The 2605-nt window shown below is 69.3% G+C and carries 1 protein-coding gene; it reads right to left on the reverse strand.

Annotated elements, in window-relative coordinates:
* A partial coding sequence (locus VIB55_RS10505) for a M1 family aminopeptidase (RefSeq protein WP_331876613.1) occupies positions 1-2583 on the reverse strand: 2583 nt, incomplete at its 3' end.
* Positions 2584-2605 lie beyond the last annotated feature (22 nt).

Consider the following 2605-nt stretch of genomic DNA (forward strand, 5'->3'; position numbering starts at 1 on the left):
CAGCAGCACCACGTGCGACGCGTCGAAGGCATCCCGGCCGGGCTCGGCGGTGAAGAGGCCGATCTCGATGCGTTCCGCCAGCTGCGTCTCCGTCTCCCCTCCCTTGCCGTCCGCGTAGAACTTCTTCGCCAGCACCGGCACCGTCACGTCCCACCGGCCGTCCGGGCGGCGGACCGCCGTGGGCGCGGTCACTTCCAGGTGGTAGAGGGTAATGCGTTCGAACAGGTCGGTGATCAGCGTCTGTTCCGCCGGCGTCTTCGCCTCAGCGCGGAGGGCGGCGACCAGGTCCAGCGAGCGGGGGAACGGCGCGCCCCTGAACGCGTAGCGGTCCAGCAGCGTCCGCAGGGCACGGTTGACCTGGTCCTCCCCCAGCCGCTCCTGCAGCAGGTACATCGCCATCGCGCCCTTCCGGTACGTGACGTGGTCCTGCCCCGTCACCCGCGTGAGCGTCGGCTCCTCCCCCGCCGAATACTCCCGCCCCTCCAGGTAACGGTCCAGCTCGTATTGCAGGTAGCGGCGCATGTAGTCCTTGCCGCGCAGCTTCTTCATCACCATCTGCGCGGAATACTGCGACAGGGTCTCCGAGAGCAGCTCCCTGCCCTCCATGTCGGCGCCGACCACCTGGTGCGCCCAGTACTGGTGCGCCAGCTCGTGCGCGGTGAGATACGACACGTAGTCGATCGTCTCCGGCGCGTCGGAGTCGGCGGCGAAGCCCACGTCCTCGGAAAACGGGATGGTGCCGGGGAACGCCTGCGCGAAGTCCATGTAACCCGGGAACTCCACGATCCGCGCGTGATCGAATGGATAGGGGCCGAAGTTCGCCTGGTAGTAGTCCAGCGCGGCCGCCAGCGCGTCGAGCATGCGGTCCACGTTCCACGCGTGGGCGGGATGGTGATAGACGGCCAGGTCCACACCGGCGTGCCGGCGGTGCTTCTCCGCGTAGCGGGCGGACTGGATGGAGAAGCGCGGATGGATGGGCACGCCGGAGACGAAGCGCGCGATGCGCCTGCCGCCGCGCACCACGTCCGACACCTTGTTGCCGGGCGCGAGCGGCGTCTGGTCCGCCGACGTGGAGACGGTGATGTCGGACTTCGCCCATCCGCGGCCGTATGTGGTGTTCGCCGTCGCGGAGATGTCTTCCAGCTTCGCGATCCCGGGCGCCTCCGGCAGGCCATACCTGCGCCGCGCGTCGGGATCCTGCAGCAGCCCGGCGCGGATCAGACCGATGGTCGGCATCAGGTGGGCCTCGGTGAGGAACGTTCCGTTCTCCACGAGCCGGGTGAAGGTCGGCTGGTTGCGGAAGCCGCGCACCCAGAGCCGCGTCTCCCACGCCGTCACCCGCTCCTCGCCTGGCTGCATCGGGCGGTCCAGGCGGTAGATGCGGTAGCCGAACGGCGCGTCCTCGCTGACCAGCCGCGCGCCGGGGATGGTCGCGCTGGCGAGCTTCAGGTCGCCGCCCAGCACGCGGACGTGGATGTCGGGAATGGGCTGCGACGTCAGGTTGCGGAGGCGGTAGCGTCCCTTCGTCACGGCCCGGCGCTCCTCCGGGTAGAGGGCCACGTCCAGCGTCAGCTCCACGATCCTCGGCTGCGCCAGGTCGGCGTATCGACCGTACTTCTTCTCGAACGCGGCCGCGTGGGCCTCGCTCGCGCCCTGCGTCCGGTAGTCGTTGAGCACGTCCGTGTTGTAGAAGGCGTAGGCGCCCGTCGCGCTGAAGGTCAGCAGGGCCGCGGCGGCGACCCAGCCTGCGGCACCCGCCAGGCGCCCCCTCGCGAGCCTCAGCCTGGGACGTAGCCGGACCTCGGTGCCGCGCCTCCACAGCAGGTGCGCGGCGACCAGAAGCAGCACGGCGAATGCGCCCCAGTACAGCCGGAAGGTCCACGCGCCCACCCAGAACGACCCGGCGCCGTTCATGTCCGTAAGCGGCATGGCGGGCGTGCCGCCGTACAGCAAAAGGTTGTGATCGATGGTCGTGTTGAACTGCTGCCACGCCAGGAAGACGACCATGATCCCCCATCCGACTGCCTTGTGGGGACTGAGCGCCTGGACGAAGATCGCGAGCGCCGCCAGCAGCAGCATGTCCCACGTTCCCGGCAGCACGTGCCAGAGCAGGTACTTGCCCAGCTCCAGCTGCGTGTATCCCAGCGACAGCTGCAGGACGATGGAGGCGGCGACGCTGGTCAGCAGCATGGCCATCAGCACCAGCCCCATCGCCAGCGTCTTCGACACTACGAACACCCAGTTGGGCATCGGCGCGGCGCCGACCAGCTCGTGCATCCGCCGGTCGCGTTCGCGCCAGACGAGCTCGCCCGCGTAGAAGATGGCCACGATCAGCGGCGTCATCCCCATGCCGTCCGCGATCTCGGGGATCATCGACAGCGTCGTCGGATACGTCGGGCGGCCGTCCGGGTCGCGCTGGGTGGTCAGCACGAGCACGGTGATGTACAGCCCCCACGCCATCAGGACCACGAATGCCGGGCTCAGCACCACCTGCCTGATCTCGAACCGCGTGCGCATCCACAGCATCGCCCGCAGCGCCGCGTTGCCGTGCCGGGGCGCGGGAAGGGCCACACGATCCGCCACCTGCGGCGCTTCCACGGCCTCT

Source organism: Longimicrobium sp. (assembly GCF_036554565.1).
Taxonomy (GTDB): Bacteria; Gemmatimonadota; Gemmatimonadetes; order Longimicrobiales; family Longimicrobiaceae; genus Longimicrobium.